Source organism: Synechococcus sp. WH 8109 (genome assembly GCF_000161795.2).
GTDB lineage: Bacteria > Cyanobacteriota > Cyanobacteriia > PCC-6307 > Cyanobiaceae > Parasynechococcus.
In genome coordinates this window covers 313,798-331,493 of record NZ_CP006882.1, presented here as the reverse complement: position 1 = coordinate 331,493, position 17,696 = coordinate 313,798, and the positions used below count along the sequence as shown (strand labels likewise).

Annotated in this window: 19 protein-coding genes and 1 tRNA gene; 15 read left to right on the top strand and 5 right to left on the bottom strand. The window is 61.5% G+C overall.

Going from position 1 to position 17,696, the window contains the following annotated elements; translation table 11 throughout:
* Positions 1-26 precede the first annotated feature (26 nt).
* The 7 genes from Syncc8109_RS01625 to prfA all read left to right on the top strand — a co-directional run bounded on the left by Syncc8109_RS01625 (position 27) and on the right by prfA (position 4,653).
* Positions 27-965: a DNA-directed RNA polymerase subunit alpha gene (locus Syncc8109_RS01625; RefSeq protein WP_006850066.1), complete on the top strand. Its 939-nt coding sequence runs from the start codon at positions 27-29 to the stop codon at positions 963-965.
* A gap of 49 nt (positions 966-1,014) precedes the next feature.
* Complete coding sequence (gene rplQ, locus Syncc8109_RS01620) at positions 1,015-1,365, top strand: 50S ribosomal protein L17 (protein WP_006851925.1); 351 nt, start codon at positions 1,015-1,017, stop codon at positions 1,363-1,365.
* 25 nt (positions 1,366-1,390) lie between these two features.
* Positions 1,391-2,272: a tRNA pseudouridine(38-40) synthase TruA gene (gene truA / locus Syncc8109_RS01615; protein ID WP_006851233.1), complete on the top strand. Its 882-nt coding sequence runs from the start codon at positions 1,391-1,393 to the stop codon at positions 2,270-2,272.
* 156 nt (positions 2,273-2,428) lie between these two features.
* Positions 2,429-2,881 carry a 50S ribosomal protein L13 gene (gene rplM / locus Syncc8109_RS01610; RefSeq protein ID WP_006850497.1) on the top strand — a complete coding sequence of 151 codons (453 nt, stop codon included), beginning with the start codon at positions 2,429-2,431 and terminating at the stop codon, positions 2,879-2,881.
* Entirely contained in the window at positions 2,878-3,279 is a 402-nt protein-coding gene (gene rpsI / locus Syncc8109_RS01605; RefSeq protein ID WP_006849745.1) for a 30S ribosomal protein S9, read from the top strand. Before rplM ends, rpsI begins: the two co-directional genes overlap by 4 nt.
* A gap of 9 nt (positions 3,280-3,288) precedes the next feature.
* On the top strand, positions 3,289-3,540 hold the full coding sequence (gene rpmE, locus Syncc8109_RS01600) for a 50S ribosomal protein L31 (RefSeq protein ID WP_006851595.1): 252 nt from the start codon (positions 3,289-3,291) through the stop codon (positions 3,538-3,540).
* A gap of 15 nt (positions 3,541-3,555) precedes the next feature.
* Positions 3,556-4,653, top strand: coding sequence for a peptide chain release factor 1 (prfA, locus tag Syncc8109_RS01595; RefSeq protein WP_006850792.1), 1,098 nt, complete (start codon positions 3,556-3,558; stop codon positions 4,651-4,653).
* Between the two features lie 3 nt (positions 4,654-4,656).
* Here the strand turns inward: prfA and Syncc8109_RS01590 are convergent, their stop codons facing one another.
* A complete protein-coding gene (locus tag Syncc8109_RS01590; RefSeq protein ID WP_006850085.1) occupies positions 4,657-5,157 on the bottom strand; it encodes an HNH endonuclease in 501 nt (166 codons plus the stop codon).
* A gap of 69 nt (positions 5,158-5,226) precedes the next feature.
* Between Syncc8109_RS01590 and alr the strand changes: the two genes are divergently transcribed.
* Complete coding sequence (gene alr, locus Syncc8109_RS01585) at positions 5,227-6,357, top strand: alanine racemase (RefSeq protein WP_006851862.1); 1,131 nt, start codon at positions 5,227-5,229, stop codon at positions 6,355-6,357.
* A 37-nt stretch (positions 6,358-6,394) separates the two neighbouring features.
* Positions 6,395-6,483, top strand: a tRNA-Ser gene (locus tag Syncc8109_RS01580).
* Between the two features lie 16 nt (positions 6,484-6,499).
* On the opposite strand, the gene Syncc8109_RS01575 is transcribed toward Syncc8109_RS01580, so the two are convergent.
* Complete coding sequence (locus Syncc8109_RS01575) at positions 6,500-7,414, bottom strand: serine hydrolase (RefSeq protein WP_025362059.1); 915 nt, start codon at positions 7,412-7,414, stop codon at positions 6,500-6,502.
* Between the two features lie 17 nt (positions 7,415-7,431).
* Between Syncc8109_RS01575 and Syncc8109_RS01570 the strand changes: the two genes are divergently transcribed.
* On the top strand, positions 7,432-8,160 hold the full coding sequence (locus Syncc8109_RS01570; RefSeq protein ID WP_006850970.1) for a C40 family peptidase: 729 nt from the start codon (positions 7,432-7,434) through the stop codon (positions 8,158-8,160).
* A 60-nt stretch (positions 8,161-8,220) separates the two neighbouring features.
* Positions 8,221-9,183 (top strand): glycosyltransferase family 2 protein, encoded by a 963-nt coding sequence (locus Syncc8109_RS01565; RefSeq protein ID WP_006849831.1) that lies wholly within the window; start codon positions 8,221-8,223, stop codon positions 9,181-9,183.
* Here the strand turns inward: Syncc8109_RS01565 and Syncc8109_RS01560 are convergent.
* On the bottom strand, positions 9,141-9,608 hold the full coding sequence (locus Syncc8109_RS01560) for a HEAT repeat domain-containing protein (protein WP_006850329.1): 468 nt from the start codon (positions 9,606-9,608) through the stop codon (positions 9,141-9,143). The genes Syncc8109_RS01565 and Syncc8109_RS01560 overlap by 43 nt on opposite strands.
* Before the next feature lie 90 nt (positions 9,609-9,698).
* Between Syncc8109_RS01560 and Syncc8109_RS01555 the strand changes: the two genes are divergently transcribed.
* The 4 genes from Syncc8109_RS01555 to Syncc8109_RS01540 all read left to right on the top strand — a co-directional run bounded on the left by Syncc8109_RS01555 (position 9,699) and on the right by Syncc8109_RS01540 (position 14,573).
* Entirely contained in the window at positions 9,699-9,815 is a 117-nt protein-coding gene (locus Syncc8109_RS01555) for a photosystem I reaction center subunit VIII (protein WP_006851672.1), read from the top strand.
* Positions 9,816-9,858: 43 nt separating this feature from the next.
* Entirely contained in the window at positions 9,859-10,350 is a 492-nt protein-coding gene (locus tag Syncc8109_RS01550; RefSeq protein WP_006851946.1) for a photosystem I reaction center protein subunit XI, read from the top strand.
* Positions 10,351-10,458: 108 nt separating this feature from the next.
* Positions 10,459-13,575 (top strand): efflux RND transporter permease subunit, encoded by a 3,117-nt coding sequence (locus Syncc8109_RS01545; protein WP_006851201.1) that lies wholly within the window; start codon positions 10,459-10,461, stop codon positions 13,573-13,575.
* Positions 13,576-13,592: 17 nt separating this feature from the next.
* Entirely contained in the window at positions 13,593-14,573 is a 981-nt protein-coding gene (locus Syncc8109_RS01540) for a hypothetical protein (RefSeq protein ID WP_006850784.1), read from the top strand.
* Positions 14,574-14,584: 11 nt separating this feature from the next.
* On the opposite strand, the gene Syncc8109_RS01535 is transcribed toward Syncc8109_RS01540, so the two are convergent.
* Together Syncc8109_RS01535 and psaB are read right to left on the bottom strand one after the other, a co-directional pair.
* Complete coding sequence (locus tag Syncc8109_RS01535) at positions 14,585-15,322, bottom strand: DUF3598 family protein (protein ID WP_006850106.1); 738 nt, start codon at positions 15,320-15,322, stop codon at positions 14,585-14,587.
* A 159-nt stretch (positions 15,323-15,481) separates the two neighbouring features.
* Entirely contained in the window at positions 15,482-17,695 is a 2,214-nt protein-coding gene (gene psaB, locus Syncc8109_RS01530) for a photosystem I core protein PsaB (RefSeq protein ID WP_006851613.1), read from the bottom strand.
* Position 17,696 lies beyond the last annotated feature (1 nt).

Sequence of the window (17,696 nt, the reverse complement as noted above, 5' to 3'; positions counted from 1 at the left end):
TTTCTCCCCTTACCCCGATTCAGACTGTGTTGCAGTACCAGATTGATCGCATTGAGCATCAGGTGGCCGAGGATCGCGCCCAGTCCGGCGTTTTCCTGATTGGCCCCCTCGAGCGTGGCCAGGCCACGACCCTGGGCAACGCGCTGCGCCGCGTGCTGATGGGTGGGCTGGAAGGCAGTGCCGTCACCGCCATCCGAATTGCCGGTGTCAATCACGAATACGCCACGGTTCCTGGGGTCCGTGAAGACGTTCTGGACATCCTGCTGAACTGCAAGGAGATCTCCGTCAACAGCCGTTCGGCCGAACTCCAGATTGGTCGTCTCGTGGTTGCTGGTCCCGCTGAAGTAAAGGCTGGAGATCTGCAGTTCTCCTCTCAGGTGCAGGTGGTGGACGCCGATCGTTCGATCGCCACCGTGGCCGACGGCCACAGCCTCGAGCTGGAGGTTCACGTTGAGCGCGGCGTCGGCTACCGCCCGGTGGATCGTCACAACGAAGAAACCAGTGCAATCGATCTGCTCCAGATCGATGCGGTGTTTATGCCCGTGACCCGGGTCAACTTCACCATCGACGAAACCGCCGTTGCCGAAGGCGGTTCGGCCCGGGAGCGCCTGCGGATGGAGATCGTCACCGACGGATCCATTACCCCCGACGACGCCCTGGCTCAATCAGCTAATCAATTGATTGAGCTATTCCAGCCTCTGGCCACGGTCACTCTCGTGGAGGAAGTTCCTGCTGAACCCGAGCCCTCGGCTGAAGCACAGATTCCTCTTGAGGAACTGAACCTTTCGGTTCGCGCATACAACTGCCTCAAGCGGGCCCAGGTCAACTCCGTGTCTGACCTGATGGGCTTCAGCTACGAGGATCTTCTGGAGATCAAGAACTTCGGTTCCAAATCCGCTGATGAAGTGATCGAAGCCCTAGAGCGCATCGGCATCTCCATCCCCCAGAGCCGCACTTCTGCATAACTGCAGAACGGCCTGAACGTCCTTTTTCGTCTTCGTCACCGACAGAACCATGCGTCATCAATGCCGAGTTCCTCAGCTGGGACGTCCAGCTGACCAGCGCAAGGCAATGCTGCGCGCCCTGACCACCCAGCTGATTCGCGAAGGTCGGGTCACCACCACCAAGGCACGGGCCAAGGCGCTTCGCGACGAAGCCGAGCGCATGATCACCCTGGCCAAGGACGGCAGCCTCGCCTCCCGTCGCCGGGCAATGGGTTACATCTACGACAAGCAGCTGGTGCATGCCTTGTTCGACAAGGCCCCCAACCGCTACAGCGATCGTAAGGGTGGCTACACCCGCATCACCCGCACCGTTCCCCGTCGTGGCGACAACGCCGAGATGGCCATCATCGAACTGGTCTGATCAGACCTCACGTCAGTCCTGACGTTTGAACACCGAACCCTCGTCTGCAGGTCCTGAGACAGCGTCCCTTCAGCGGATCGCGCTCAGCCTTCAGTACGAGGGTTCTTCGTTTTGTGGGTGGCAGCGCCAACGCAACGGTCGCAGTGTTCAGGCAGTGCTGGAGGACGCCATCGCCCAGCTCGATCCGCACCGACCGGTGCAGACCTTTGCCGCCGGTCGCACCGATGCCGGCGTTCATGCCGCCGGTCAGGTGGTGCACTTCGACTGCAGTGGGCCGATCCCAGCTCGCAAATGGGCCCCGGCCTTGAACGGACGCCTGCCGAGCACCATTCGTGTGCGCGAATCCGTCGCCCGTCCCATGGATTGGCATGCCTGTTACTCCGCCACCTATAGGCGGTACCGGTACACGATTCACAACGGCCGGCGCCCCAATTTGTTTCTCAGCCCCTGGAGCTGGCACCGCTACCAACACAGGCTGGATGCGTCCCGCATGCGGGACGCTTTGAGCACCATGCTTGGTCTGCACGACTTCAGCGCCTTCATGAAGGCAGGCAGCCGTCGCGCCCATGCCCGAACCACCGTGCAGGAGGTGCTCGTGGAGCGCCAAGGCGATCTTCTGCGGGTTGAGATTCAGGCCAGTGGTTTTCTGTACGGCATGGTTCGACTGCTGATGGCCCAGTTGGTGGCCGTTGGCGAACACCGTCTAAGTGTTGCCGCCTTTGAACAGCGCTGGAGGGAACGACGACGCCACGAAGTAAAGGAGGCGGCGCCGGCCACGGGCCTCTGCCTACTTCGGGCTGGCTACACCGAGCCTATCTTCACCAAAGCCGGCTGGTACGATGGCCAACCGTGGTTTTTTCTGGCCGAGAGCGATCCACCTCCGGATCCACCCTCAACGCCGGGATAAACGGGCCTCTACTTCGAAAGCTGCCCAACTCACAGGAGCTGGAGGGCCGAAGAGTAAGCTCGATCTTTAGCCCCGTCAGGTCCAGCTCTGGACCGACCCCCTTTGCCCAGTTCCGCTGCCTCAGGCGGGACATACACGAACCGGCATGCCGGCGCGATGAACAAGACCTCTCTCCCCCCGATTGATTCGATCGACCGCCAGTGGTACGTGGTGGATGCTGAGAATCAAACCCTCGGCCGTCTGGCCACTGAAGTGGCCGCTGTGCTGCGTGGCAAGAACAACCCCAGCTTCACCCCCCATCTGGACACCGGTGACTTTGTCGTCATCGTGAACGCCGAGAAGATCAAAGTCTCCGGCCGTAAGCCCCAACAGAAGCTGTACCGCCGTCACTCCGGTCGTCCTGGAGGCATGAAGGTGGAAACCTTCGAGGCTCTGCAGGAAAGGATCCCCGAGCGGATCGTGGAGAAGGCCATCAAAGGCATGCTTCCCCACAACGCCCTCGGCCGCCAGATGTTCCGCAAGCTCAAGGTCTACAAAGGCACCGAGCATCCCCACGCCGCTCAGAAGCCCCAGCCTCTTCAGCTCAACCCATCCGCATCCGCCCAATGAGCAACAATTCCGTCGTCTACTGGGGCACCGGTCGTCGCAAGACCTCTGTCGCCCGTGTTCGCCTAGTCCCCGGCAATGGAACGATCACCATCAACGGTCGTCCAGGTGACAACTATCTGAACTACAACCCCTCGTACATCGCAGCGGTGAAGGCTCCCCTGGAGACCCTCGGCCTCAGCAGTGAGTACGACATCCTCGTCAACGTTCACGGTGGTGGACTCACCGGTCAGTCCGGCGCCATCAAGCAAGGTGCTGCCCGCGCCCTGTGTGAATTGTCTGCCGACAACCGCAAGCCCCTGAAGACGGAAGGTCACCTCAGCCGCGACCCCCGTGCCAAGGAACGCCGCAAGTACGGCCTCAAGAAAGCCCGTAAGGCTCCTCAGTTCTCCAAGCGCTGATTTTTTCCGATGCCAAAGCCCGACATTCATCCCACCTGGTATCCCGACGCCAAGGTGATCTGCAACGGCGAAGTGGTCATGACCACCGGCGCCACCCAGCCGGAGATCCACGTCGACGTCTGGAGTGGCAACCACCCCTTCTTCACCGGCACCCAGAAGATCCTCGACACCGAGGGTCGAGTGGACCGCTTCATGAAGAAGTACGGCATGGGCACCAAGAAAAAAGGTGCCGACTCCGCCAAGGCCGAGTCCAAGGCCTGAGGGTGAGAACGGGGCATGGACGCCTCGACCTTGTTCATACGGCTGGAAACAGCCACAGCCAGCTTCCGCAACCTCGAGCGGCAGCTGGCTGATCCGGATGTGGCCGCTGATCCGAAGCGGCTTGAATCGATCGCACGAGAGCGATCAAGACTTGAGCCGCTCGTGCTCGATTTCGAGGAACTTCAGAGGCTCGAATCCGAGCGTGATTCCGCACGTCAGCTGCTGAAAGACAGTCGCGGTGACGCTGCGATGGAGGAACTGGCGCAGGATGAGTTGGCCAGCCTCCAGGAACAGCACGCAACGCTGACGGAGCGGCTCACCCTGGCTCTGCTGCCGCGGGATCCCCGAGATGAGCGCAGTGTGATGCTGGAAATTCGTGCCGGTGCAGGCGGCGACGAGGCCTGTCTCTGGGCCGGTGATCTGGCACGGATGTATGAGCGTTACAGCCAGAAAGTGGGCTGGGCTGTGCAATCCATGAGCTGCACCGAGGCCGACCTGGGCGGATTTCGCGAACTGATCCTGTCGGTGCGTGGCGAAAGCGTCTACAGCCAACTGAAATTTGAAGCGGGAGTACATCGGGTGCAACGGGTCCCGGCCACGGAATCCCAGGGTCGGGTCCACACCTCAACAGCCACGGTGGCCGTGATGCCGGAAGCCGATGCCGTGGAAGTACAGCTCGACCCGAAGGATCTCGACATCAGCACGGCGCGTTCAGGCGGTGCTGGAGGTCAGAACGTCAACAAGGTGGAAACAGCCGTGGACCTTCTCCACAAACCCACAGGCATCCGCGTGTTCTGCACCCAGGAACGCTCCCAGCTGCAGAACCGGGAAAGGGCCCTGGAGATCCTGCGCGCCAAATTGTTGGAGCGGGAGCAGGCGGCTGCTGCAGAACGCGAAAGCAGCGACCGACGCGCCCAGGTGGGCAGTGGTGACCGCTCCGAAAAAATCCGCACCTACAACTACAAAGACAACCGAACCACCGATCACCGGCTGGGCCGAAACTTCACCCTGGAACCTGTTCTGGAGGGCCAATTGGAGGACCTGATCGGTGCCTGCATCGCCGAAGAGCAACGTCAGAAACTCGAAGCTCTGAGCGATGAGGCCGAGGCCTGACGGTCAAGCACCTATTACGTACTTCGCCCATTCCTGGTGATGACCGGAATGGATCTGGCGCCGGGCCTCAAAACTGAGGCTGCTGGCCGGTCGCCGCGGGACATGGCGCAGAGGCATGGCGGCTTCCTTCGGAGTTCGATTGCCCTTGCGCACATTGCAGCTGAGGCAAGCCGTGGTCACGTTCTCCCAGGTGTCGCTACCTCCCCGACTGCGGGGCATCACATGGTCGATGGACAATTGATTGTCACGACTGCCGCAGTACTGGCAGGTGTGGTTGTCCCGCTGGAAGAGGTTGCGACGCGTCAGGGGCAGCTGACGAAATGGAACGCGGACGTACTGCCGCAGGCGGATGACCGTTGGCAGGTGGGTTCCTTGACGCAATTGCCGATAGGGGTCGTGTTCCAGACTCTCGGCCTTACCCTTCAGCATCATCACCACAGCCCGTCTCCAGGTCGTGATATTGAGCGGCTCGTAGGACGCATTGAGAACGAGAACCTGGCCCATGCCAGCTCACTCAATAATGATCATGCTATCGGCGATGTGAAGCTGTCTCGGTAGCGCCGAGCACCGCCTGTGATTCCGGAGCTGAATCCACGTCAGCGCGCCTGGGTGGAAGTTTCACCTGCAGCGATTCGGGGCAACGCCAGGGCTCTCTGCCAGCACCTCGGCCCTCGCACCCAACTGATGGCGGTGGTGAAGGCAGATGGCTACGGCCACGGCGCCGAGACAGTGGCACGGGCTGCCCTTCAGGGTGGAGCCACCAGCCTTGGCGTGGCCACGCTGCAGGAAGGTCTTGAACTGCGGCGGGCCGGCCTGGAGGCACCAGTGCTGTTGCTCAGCAACCTCAATAAACCGGACGACCTGCGCACCTGCCTGCACTGGGGGTTGATGCCCACCCTGAGCAGCCTCAGGGAGGCCCAGCTCTGCAACGCTCTGGCTGCCGACAGCGGTCGATGTTTCGACGTGCAATTGAAGATCGACACCGGCATGGCACGGCTGGGCTGCTCCCTCAGCGAGGGACATCAGACCGCGGCGGAGCTGGAGAGCCTGGAACATCTCAATCTGGAGGGCATCTACAGCCATCTGGCCTGTGCCGATGAGCCGAACGATGCCTTGACCAGCCTCCAGCAGGAGCGCTTCGTGAGCATGCTCGCGGCCCTGCCCCAAGCGGGTGCCGGCATCACCCGCCATCTGGCCAACTCGGCAGGAACCCTGCTCAACCGGGAGCTGCACCACGACCTCGTGCGCGTTGGGTTGGCCCTGTACGGCCATGCCCCCGCCAGTCATCTGAGCAACGTCATTCCCCTACAACCCGCCCTGGCGGTTCGTGCCCGGGTCAGCCTGATCCGCGAGGTGCCCGCCGGCACTGGAGTCAGTTACGGCCACCGCTTCATCACAGAGCGCCCCACTCGACTTGCGGTGGTGGGGATCGGCTATGCCGATGGTGTTCTGCGGTCCCTCAGCGGACGCATTCACGCCCTGCATCGCAATCGCCAGCTGCCTCAGGTGGGAGCCATCACCATGGACCAGCTCCTGCTGGATGCCACCGATGCAGCTGAGCTGGAGCAAGGCGACATCGTCACGCTGCTGGGCCAGGACGGTGATCTGGAAGTAAGCCCTCAAAGCTGGAGCAACCACTGCGGCTCGATTCCCTGGGAGATCCTCTGTGGTTTCAAACGACGTCTGCCCCGCGTTGAAGTCTGAACAACTGCCGAGCACTTGGTACTCTGGGTGCGCCGCTGGAGAGGTGGCTGAGTGGTTGAAAGCGGCTCCCTGCTAAGGAGTTACAGGAGGCAACTTCTGTCGAGGGTTCGAATCCCTCCCTCTCCGTTCCAAGTTCATTGACTCAATCCGCCGGCTCCTCGGAGCTGGTGAACAGGTTGAGTTGTCGTGCCAGCTCCGGCAAAAGGTATGCGTCCCTGGCGCGATCAGGCCCCGTGGTGAACACCACCAGCAGGCTGGGCGACTGTTGTTCGGACCCCTGGAACCAGGCGGCGTCATGACGGGCCTGACTCATCCAGCCGGCCTTACTCCACAGCAGAGCATCCTCAGGCAGGCCCTCGCCGAGAAAGCCATCTACCTGGTTTTCAGGATCAGCGCGACGCTGCTTTTGATCGAGCGAGCGCCGCAACAGACCCTGCAGCCGACGACAGGCCGGTGGCGACACCACCGCACCGGTCATCACCGCCTCCAGCATCCGGGCTGTCGCAACCGTAGACAAGCCATTGCGGTTGCCGTTGTCGGCTCCATAGAACATTTTCTCCCGGCCATAGGGACCATCACCCCAGGTCTTCTGGCAGCAATTCACCGCCTCCAGTTCTGGCCAGGCCAGGCTCTGCAACCAGCCATTGATCAAGCGACGCTGCCGCGTCCAAAGCTCCCAGCGTTCGCCATGGAGGGCAGGGCCGCTGGTGGTGCCTGTGAGCAGATCAACCACAAGCCCCGTGGCATCGTTGCTGGAGTCGGCGATCATGTCGCACATCGCGCGCCGCAATTCGTCGCTCTCAGGGATCAGGTCCCGTTGCAGCCACTGCTCAACGGCGACGGCATAAAACAGCTTCACCACGCTGGCCGGATAGAGGATCCGGTCTTGGTTCCAAGAAGCACCGCGGCCCTGACCCGCCTCCGGTGCAGCGTCGTCGTACTGCACCCAGGTGATCGCAAGGCTGTTGCGCAGCCCCGGGCGACCGTCGGCATCGAGCCCATCGAGGGCCGCCTCAAGCCGAGCCGCCATTGCGGGATCGGGACGGTAGAACGCCATAGCGATTCGATTGGGCCATGGCGACGTTAGGCACCCTGCTGGCCCCGGACCTGATTCAGATGGGCTCCTGTTGGCAGCTGTGCGCTGACGTGAATGGTTATTCGCGATCTGCCGGCGCGAATCTGACCACCCAGGCCTGTCATGGACGCCGCTTTCGCATTCTGGAGAGGCGGCGCAAGAGGATCGCTGTTCAGCTGCTGGAGGATGGCTACCGCTGCTGGCTCGAACTCGAGGCGGTTCTGGGGCGAGCTGAGCGATGCGCAGCCTGGCGACCGTCGCCGCTGAGCTCCTCGGAGATTGAACGACGACTGCCCGGCGTTCTCGCCTGGAGCGAAACTGCCCACAAACGTCGCAATGTCTACCTCTGGGGAGGCACCACAGAACCGGACATGGATTGTTCCGGTCTGATGCAGATGGCCTTCGCTAGCCAGGGCATTTGGATTCCGCGAGATGCCTACCAGCAGGAGCGATTCTGCCAACCTGTGGCCGCTCTCCCCGACGATCCCAGCCTGCTGCGCCCGGGAGATCTGCTGTTCTTTGGCACACGCCGGCGTTGCACCCATGTGGGGCTCCATCTCGGCGATGGCCGCTACCGCCATAGCTCAGGCAAGGACCATGGGCGCAATGGGATCGGCATCGACAGCCTTCACAGCAGCGATCAGCACCCGGTGGCGTGCCACTACAGGGCTGAATTCCGCGGCGCAGGCCGTGTGGTGCGTTGCCATGACGGATCGCATCTCTCCTGACGCAGTCAGCCGGATTAACCGGCCCCCTGCTTAAGTTGAGCGACTCGCAGCGCGATCGGCATGAGTGCACCCCTGAATCTCTCGGTGGTGGTGCCGCTGTACAACGAAGAGGAAAGCCTGCCCCACCTGGTTGAGCAGCTCCTCTCAGCACTGCGTCCAACCGATGAGACGTTTGAGCTGGTCCTGGTCGACGACGGATCCAGCGACCGCACCGCGAAAGTGCTGGCCCAGCTCAGCGCAGAAGTTCCCGAGGTGGTGGCTGTGCTGCTGCGGAAGAACTATGGCCAAACCGCAGCCATGGCGGCTGGGTTTGATGTGGCTGGCGCAGAGGTGATCGTCAGCCTCGATGGAGATCTTCAGAACGATCCGGCCGACATCCCCATGCTGCTGGCCAAACTGCGAGAGGGGTATGACCTCGTCAGTGGCTGGCGCCATCAGCGCCAGGACGCCGCTCTCCAGCGCAAACTTCCTTCCCGGATCGCCAACCGCTTGATCGGCCGGGTGACTGGGGTGCGGCTGCATGACTACGGCTGCTCCCTGAAGGCCTATCGACGCGAGGTGCTCTCAGACATGCGGCTCTATGGAGAGCTGCATCGCTTTCTTCCCGCCCTGGCCTTCATAGAGGGTGCACGGATCACCGAAGTAAAGGTGAACCACCGGGCGCGTCAGTTCGGCAGCAGCAAGTACGGGATCGATCGTACCTTCCGTGTGCTGATGGATCTGCTCACCGTCTGGTTCATGAAGCGTTTTCTGACCCGGCCGATGTACGTGTTCGGCTTCGGTGGACTGCTGGCCATCGCCGCCAGCCTGATCACCAGCACCTATCTCTTATTGATCAAGGTGATGGGAGGCGACATTGCAAATCGCCCACTGCTCACCCTGGCGGTGGTGCTTGGCCTAGCAGGCATTCAACTTTTCTGCTTCGGGCTTCTAGGCGAACTGCTGATCCGCACGTACCACGAAAGCCAGGACCGACCGATTTATCGCATCCGCGAAACGTTGCGCGGCGGCCGGGCCGGCTGACGAGTCTGAGCAGCGGCCGGCGCGCCGCGGAACGGTGCGATCGCAGCAGCAGCTGCTTCCACCACACGCGTATCGCTGTCCCGCAGCGCTTGACGCAGCAGGGGCAGAGCCGAACGGTGCCCCCATCGGGCGGCCAAACATACGGCGCGCAAACGCTCCTCGGGGCCAGCCTCCATATCGGCCTTGAGGCGGCGCTCCAGGGCAAGACGCTCCAGGGGACTGGTCGGCGCCGTCCAGGACTCCAGGGAAGCATCGACGGATTCCCCATCAGCGGCAGGCTGAATCACCAGTTCCAGCTGGGCACGATTGATCTCTGCGACACGGCTGGCATCCGTGCTGGAAAGCATCGGCTTCACCGGCTTCCTACGCAACCAGAGCACCACCGTGAGCAGCACGACAGCACCGGGGAGGAGAACGTTCTGCATGCGGATTGAACTTTTATGTCGCCGTTGGGGCCTAAAGCAGGCCGTCAGAACGGACCTACTTACAGTAGCTGCGAAGCTTTTGGCCTCGACATGACTGGAGATTTCGCTGCTGCCTGGCTGCCTGCGATTTTCGTGCCCATCACCGGAATCGTTTTCCCCGCAGTGTTCATCGTCCTTGTTGGTCGAGTGATCACAGCTGCGGAGTGACCGCGACTTGCGGACCGTTTCAACCCCTCAGCACTCGTAACCCATGACCGTCACTCCTGCTGCTGATCCCTGCGTCGGCAACCTTGCGACACCCGTCAACAGCGGCTATTTCATCAAAGGCCTGATCAACAATCTGCCCCTGTACCGCCCCGGGATTTCCCCGAACTTCCGCGGCCTGGAAACCGGTGCAGCCTTCGGTTATCTGCTCTACGGCCCCTTCACCATCTGTGGTCCTCTACGTGCCACTGAGTATCAGCAAACCGCTGGCCTGTTGGCTGCCATTGGCGCTGTGCACATCCTCAGCTTGCTGTTCCTGCTTTACAACCAGCCCGGCAAGCAACCCAACATCCCCCCTTCGGATGTGACGGTTGAGAACCCCCCCGCCGACCTGTTCACCCGCACCGGTTGGGCTGACTTCACCAGTGGGTTCTGGCTCGGTGGTTGCGGCGGTGCCGTTTTCGCCTGGTTCCTCTGCAACACCGTCCACGTACAGGAACTGTTCAAGATCGCTGCTGGTGTCTGGAGCGTTGGCTGAAGCCAGCTACCGAGACAGCCAACCGAATTCATTCATCCCCCGGCTACCTGGAATCAGGCAGCCGGGGGATTTTTCCTGGCAGGATTCATTCACATTTGAGACGCCCCGGTGCGGTCGATCTCCCAGCCGTTTCTTCGGCGGCCGGTTCTCACGGTCGTCTGCAGCCTGCTGATCCTCTTAGCGGGCTGCACGGCATTGTTCGGCCTGGGGCTGGAGGATCTTCCGCCCCTTGCTCCCACCCGCGTGAGTGTTAGCGCCAGCTTCCCGGCGGCTTCACCGGAGGTGGTGGAGCAGAGCGTGACCCGGGTGTTGGAACAACAGCTGAATGGCCTTGAAGGGGTCGAAAGCATCAGCTCAACCAGCAGGCAAGGCGGCGCCAGCATCTCGTTGCGCTTCAACGCGGGTGATCCCGAGCTGAATGCGATCAAGGTTCAGAACGAGGTGAACCTGGCCAGCCGCCGGCTGCCCCAGGCCGTAACGCGCCAGGGGCTCCGGGTGCGGCGCTCCTCGGAAGACCTATTGATGATCCTGGGGTTCAGCCACCCACCAGATCAATACGTCCACACCTTTCTCGCCGGCTGGCTGGACCAGACCCTGCGGGACGCGCTGCTCAGCACACCAGGAATAGGTGATGTGCGGATTTTCGGCAGCAGTGAACTCTCCTTTCGCCTGTGGTTGGATCCGCAACGCCTCGTACAGACCAACCTCACCCCTGGCGATGTCAGTCAGGCACTGGCTGAACAGAACGTTTTGGCTGCCGTTGGCAGCATCGGGGCTGCCCCAGTTCCAGCGGGGCAAGTGCTGAGCCTTCCGGTGGAAGCGGAAGGTCGTCTTCGCAGCCAATCGGATTTCGAGAATCTCGTCTTGCGCCGGCTCGACAACGGCGGGCTGCTGCGCCTGAAGGATGTGGGACGGGTTGCCCTCGGACAGCGCAACTACGGACGCGAGGCCATGAATCTGGCTGGCGAGCGTTCGGTGGCCGTGGGGATCTACCAGCGCGATGGGGCCAATGCCCTGGAGGTGAGCAGGGCGATCAAGCGCAAGCTGAAGCATTTGGAAGCGAGCTTTCCCCCGGGCATCGAGCACTCAATGATCGTGGATGTGGCCGACACGGTTCAGGCCAACCTCGATCGCACCTTCATCACCTTGCGCGATGCCGTGCTGCTGGTGCTGGTGGTGCTGGTGCTGTTTTTGGGCCGCTGGCGTCTTGCCCTGATCCCTGGCCTTGCCGTGCCGGTGGCGCTGGTGGGAAGCCTCAGCCTGGTGAAACTAAGCGGTTCTAATCTCAACAGCCTGATCCTGTTTGGGCTGGTGCTGGCCACCGGGATCGTTGTGGATGACGCCATCGTCGTAAGCGAGGACATCGCCGGACGCATCGAACGGGGCACACCCCCCGAACAGGCGGCCGAAGACGCCATGGCTGAGCTGGCGACGGCCGTTGTGGCCACCTCATTGGTGCTGGCAGCCGTGTTCCTGCCCGTTCTGCTCATTCCCGGATCGATCGGACGCCTCTATCAACCGATCGCCCTGGCCATCAGCGGAGCAATTCTGTTCTCCACCTTGAATGCGCTCAGCTTCACCCCTATGGCCTGCGCCAGGGTGTTGGGCCCAGGGGGCGGCCGTCTTCCTGGGGCCATCGGCAAGCTCAGCCGCTGGCTTCGGCAGGGCATGCAAACCCTGCAATCCCAATACGCGAAACAACTCGAGCACTGGCTTCAGCGCAAGCAACGCATCGCCCTCTTGCTGCTGAGCGGCCTTGTCATCACGGCCTCAGGATTGGCAGTGATGCCAACGGCGTTCATCCCCGATGACGACCAAGGCCAGATCCGCGGCTACTTCACCCTGCCCGACGGCGCCAGCCTTGAGCGCAGCGTGGCCGTTATGGACAACATACGTCGCGTCGTCAGCGAAGAGCCCCTGGTGCGTACCGGCAACTTTTATGCCGGCAGCTCCTTCGGACAGAGCGGGGAAGACCGTGGATCGTTTTACCTGCGCCTTCAGCCACTCAAGGACCGACCTGGCAAAGAGCAGAGCAGCAACGCCATCAAACGCCGTCTCCACCGAAAGATTCAGCAACGGGTTGGTGATGCCAGGGTCGTGCTGATAACACCGCCAACCGTGCGGGGATTCAGCAGTGAATCAGGACTTTCGCTGGAACTGCTGGACCGCAGCGGAGGACAACTCAGCCTGGAGCAATTCGGCAAAGTCGCCCAGAATTTCATCCAGACGGCCAAGGCAACGGACCGATTTGAACGGGTGAGCACCCGCTTTGATGCCAACTTCCCCCGCTGGCGGCTGGAGCTCGACCGCGACCAACTGGCTGCTCTCGACCTCGACTACGGCACAACGCTGCGGGAGATCGGCACCGCCTTCGGCGGCCGCTACATCGATGACACCTACGACGCCGGTGGAATCCGCTCCATTTTTCTGCAGCTGGAAGGCAGCGAGCGACGTCGGCCGGAAGATCTCACAGGGCTGATGGTCCGCAACCGCAGCCGTGAGCTTGTGTCAGTGGCAAGCGTGGCCAACCTGACCCTCGAAGAGGGCGTCAACAACATTCGCCACTTCGGACTCAACCGGGCCATCCGGATCACGGCCATCCCCGCGCCAAAGGTCAGCAGCGGTGAAGCCATCGATGCCCTCACCCAGGCCGGTGATCGCATTGGAGGCAGCAATATCGGCCTGGCCTTCACGGGCCTGGCGTTAGAGGAACAACGGGCTGGGCAGGTGACCTGGGTGCTGTTCGCCCTCGGCGTGACGGTGGTCTATCTGCTGTTGGCCGCTCTCTACGAGAGTTTCATTGACCCGTTGATCATCCTGCTCACGGTGCCGATGGCCCTTCTCGGAGCTCTGATCGGCTTGAAATTGCGCGGCCTTCCACTCGATGTTTACGGCCAGATGGGACTCCTGGTGCTGGTGAGCCTGGCTGCTAAGAACGGAATTCTGATCGTGGAATTCGCCAACCAGCGGATGGCGGCAGGCCTGGCCCTGCACGACGCCGTTGTGGATGCGGCCGTGAACCGGATGCGCCCGATCCTGCTGACAGCGGTCACATCCCTGGCAGGTTTCCTGCCCCTTCTGTTCGCCCAGGGCATGGGAGCCGCCAGCAGGGTCAGCATTGGCACCGTGGTGTTCAGCGGACTGCTGGTGGCCTCGTTGCTGTCCCTGTTTGCCGTCCCTGCCGTTTATCTGGTGCTGAAACGTGCTCGAAGGCCCACCGCGTAGGGTGCGCTCTCGATCCAATGGATCTGCTGCTGGAGGGAACGATGACCACTACCTCACGAGCGACGACGGCAACCAGTCCCCAGGCGCAGTTCTTCGATTACGCCTCAGCAGCCAATCCCCTGAAGCAGGGGCTGATCAGTACGATCCCCTACCGCAGCTTTTCGGCCAGTTTTTTTGATCAAGCCGGAACGGCACTGCAACCACTTGATTTGAGTGCCGCCTTGCACTGCGAAGGCCCGGCCACGGGTCCATCGCTCTGCGGCAACTTCATTCGACTAGATCAGGGATCCCTGCGCACCCATGCGGATGCGACCAGTCAGCTGTTCTTCGTGGCCCGAGGCCATGGGCAAACTGAAGCCTGTGGTCAGGTTTTTCACTGGAGCGAGGGAGATACGTTCGTGCTTCCGGCTGGCGGTGAAGCCATTCACAGCAGCGAAACGCACGCCGGCCTGTATTGGGTGCACGATGCTCCCCTGCTTCGTTATCTGGGCGTGAGCACCGTGAAACCGGTGTTCGAACCCTGCTTCTACAGCCATGAGGATGCTCGCGCGCAATTGGATGCCATCGCCAGCAACCCCCGAGGAGCCAACGCCAATCGCGTGAGTGTGCTGTTGGGAAACAACGCCTTCCCTCAGACGCGCACCGTCACCCATACCCTATGGGCCATGTTGGGAATCCTCCCTGCAGGCCAGGTGCAGCGTCCCCATCGACACCAGTCGATCGCCCTTGATTTTGCGGTGGCCTGCCAACCGGGTTGCTACACGATGATCGGCACCGAGCTGGACGAGAACGGGATGATCCGTAATGGGCACCGGGAAGACTGGGCAACCGGCGCAGCCTTCGTGACACCGCCCGGCTACTGGCACTCCCACCACAACGAATCCGGCGCCGACGCCTACGTGCTGCCCATTCAGGATGCCGGCCTGCACACCTATCTGCGCACTCTGGACATTGCCTTCAGCAACAGAGGCCGGGCTGACTTAAGCAACACCCCATAGCCAACCCAGCCTCAACGGGTGAGCAATTGGTGGTTCACCGAGCTGAGGGCACCGTGTTCTGAATAGCGACGTGAAATGCGCTCGAGGCGCGTTGCACTCGACAACCAAAGCGCTTCGATGCTGAAGGGCTGGTGTGAATCAATCTGCGCTGGCGCCAGAAAGGCTCCTCCATCCGGCAAAAAGATCCAGCGATCAAGGTCGCTTGCGGAAAAACAGATGTTGTCCCCTGGCGAAGGAAGGTCGCAACGCCAGTCGCCGATCAGCTGATCTGGCTCCAGGGGTGGACGTTCAAGCGCTGAACTTCCGGCAAGGAACTCACGGATCAGCACAATCCGATCCAATTCCCCCGCACCATCCCAAAGCAGAACCAGGCGGTGACGGCGTTGGTCATGCAGGAACCCGAACTCGGCATAGAGCTTGGTCCAGGTGGACCTGTACAGCGTCCCCCTCGAAAAACTGCCGGTGCCGAAGACCCCCATGTCGGGATCCAGCCGCATGAAGCTTTGAACGATCCGCTTTTCAGGCTCGCCGGCAGGCAGTTTGTGGGGAGAACTCGATCCCGCTCCCTCAGGCCAGAGCAGCAGGGTCAGATTCAGTGGCACGCCGGGGGGAGCCGGTTTGAGCGTGAGAAGGGAGGGCTGACGCTTAGTGCATTGAAGTGTCCTGTCCAGGCTGTCGAACCAGCCACGCCACTCACCAACGTTGCGCTGCAGCAGCTCCCATTCACCCACGTTCAGCCCGATCCCCATCTAGGCCTGAGGCTAAGCAGTGCCCAGAGCAAGACGAGAACAACATCGCGGTCCAACAGAACCACTCCGAAGAACACACAACAAAAATCCCCACCCGGCGAACCGGGTGGGGACGTTTGAAACGAGGAACGACTCGTCGCGGGTTAATTCAGGAATGAATCAACCGAATTTCCCTGAAGTCGAGGCAATCAGGAAGGCGGCGTACGTCAAGACATAGCCAACCGTGAAGTGAGCCAAACCGACGACACGGGCCTGAACGATGGACAGTGCCACAGGCTTGTCGCGGTAACCCATCATGTTGGCGATGGGGCTGCGCTGGTGAGCCCAGACGATGGTCTCGATCAGTTCCTGCCAGTAACCCCGCCAGGAGATCAGGAACATGAAGCCGGTGGCCCAAACCAGGTGTCCGAAGAGGAACATCCAAGCCCAGACGGCGAGGTTGTTGCTTCCGAACGGGTTGTAGCCGTTGATCAACTGGGAGGAGTTGAGCCACAGGTAGTCGCGGAACCAGCCCATCAAGTAGGTGCTGGATTCGTTGAACTGGGCCACGTTGCCGGACCAGATGGCCAGGTGCTTCCAGTGCCAGTAGAAGGTCAGCCAACCCACGGTGTTCAGAGCCCAGAAGACAGCCAGGTAGAAGGCGTCCCAGGCAGAGATGTCGCAGGTGCCGCCACGGCCGGGGCCGTCGCACGGGAAGGAGTAGCCGAAGTCCTTCTTGTCGGGCATCAGCTTGGAGCCACGGGCATCCAGGGCACCCTTCACAAGGATCAGGGTGGTTGTGTGCAGACCCAGAGCAATGGCGTGGTGAACAAGGAAGTCACCAGGGCCGATGGGCAGGAACACATCGGTGTTGCCATTGATCGCGTCCAGCCAGTAGTGCTCACCAGGGATGTTCTGGGAAGCAAGGCTGGCGGAGCTAGAGGCGTTGGAGAGCAGCACGTCCATTCCGTACATGGCCTTACCAGAGGCGGCCTGAACGAACTGGGCGAACACGGGCTCAACCAGGATCTGCTTCTCGGGGGTACCGAAGGCAACGACCACATCGTTGTGGACGTAGAGGCCGAGGGTGTGGAAACCGAGGAATAGGGAGACCCAGCTCAGGTGGCTGATGATCGCTTCCTTGTGCTCGAGCATCCGAGCCAGGACGTTGTCCTTGTTGGCTTCGGGGTCGTAGTCACGGATGAAGAAGATCGCACCGTGGGCGAAGGCACCACACATCAACGCGATGGCGATGTACTGGTGGTGTGTGTACAGGGCTGCCTGAGTCGTGTAGTCCTTCGCGATGAAGGCGTACGACGGCATCGAGTACATGTGCTGCGCTACGAGGCTGGTGACCACGCCAAGGGAGGCGAGAGCCAGACCAAGCTGGAAGTGCAGGCTGTTGTTGATGGTGTCGTAGAGACCCTTGTGGCCAGCACCGAGGTCACCGGGGGTGCCCTTCGGGGGGTTATGGGTTTCGAGGATCTCCTTGATGGAGTGACCGATACCGAAGTTGGTCCGGTACATGTGGCCGGCGATCACGAAAAGGCAACCGATGGCCAGGTGGTGGTGGGCGATGTCCGTCAGCCAGAGAGCTTCTGTCTGAGGGTGGAAACCGCCGAGGAAGGTGAGGATGGCGGTGCCGGCACCTTCGGAACTACCGAAGACCTGATTCAGAGAATCGGGGTTTTCGGCGTATACACCCCAGTTGCCGGTGAAGAAGGGTCCAAGACCGGCGGGGTGAGGCAGAACGTTGAGGAAGTTGTCCCAACCAACGTGCTGACCGCGGGCTTCGGGGATCGCAACGTGAACCAGGTGACCGGTCCAGGCGATGGAGCTGAAGCCGAAGAGGACAGCAAGGTGGTGGTTCAGACGCGATTCAGCGTTTTTGAACCAGGCCAGGGAAGGACGGAACTTGGGCTGCAGGTGCAACCAGCCGGCGAAGAGAGCCCAAGCCGACAGGATCATCATGAAGATGGAACCCTGATACAGCTCGGCATTTGTCTTCATGCCGATTGTGTAGAACCAGTGGTACAGGCCTGAGTAGGCGATGTTCACCGGGGAGGAAGCGCCCGCTTGGGTGAAGGCGTCAATGGCGCCTTGACCGAAGTGGGGATCCCAGATTGCGTGAGCGATGGGGCGCACGTGCAGGGGGTCGGCGACCCACTGCTCGAAGTTGCCCTGCCAGGCGATGTGGAACAGGTTTCCCGAAACCCACAGGCCGATGATCGCGAGGTGACCGAAATGGGTGGAGAAGAGCTTCTGATAGAGGCGCTCCTCCGTCATTCCGTCATGGCTCTCGAAGTCGTGAGCCGTGGCGATCCCGTACCAAATACGGCGGGTTGTCGGGTCCTGGGCCAGACCCTGGCTGAACGAAGGGAATTTCGTTGCCATT